The sequence below is a fragment of the Pleomorphochaeta sp. DL1XJH-081 genome (assembly GCF_049310885.1).
GTDB lineage: Bacteria > Spirochaetota > Spirochaetia > Sphaerochaetales > Sphaerochaetaceae > CAYZJV01.
The window spans coordinates 1-247 of record NZ_JBMDYO010000182.1 but is presented as its reverse complement, the minus strand read 5'-3'; the positions used below and the strand labels follow the sequence as shown (position 1 = coordinate 247).

The following is a 247-nucleotide window of genomic DNA, read 5'->3' as shown; positions in this document are numbered from 1 at the left end:
ACCGCTCTCTTTGTCGACTTCGTATTTGATAGGATCTGCGTTCGCCGGGATTTCGATCACGACGTAGATGTCTTCCGGCAGATCTTTGCCCGCAGGTACGTTGAGTAAGCTCATGTCTGTTTCCTTTAAAATGTATGGCAAACAAGTGCTCGGTATTATAGCCAACTCACATCGAAAGTCTTCGCTTCTTTTTCCCGATATCGCCGCAGAGTGCTCCGAATTTTTCGCGTAATAATGACATGAAAAT

The 247-nt window shown here is 45.3% G+C and carries 1 pseudogene; it reads right to left on the bottom strand.

The features are described from left to right. Nucleotides 1–114, bottom strand: a pseudogene (locus ACODJP_RS14400) (inorganic pyrophosphatase); the annotation flags it as partial. Nucleotides 115–247 lie beyond the last annotated feature (133 nt).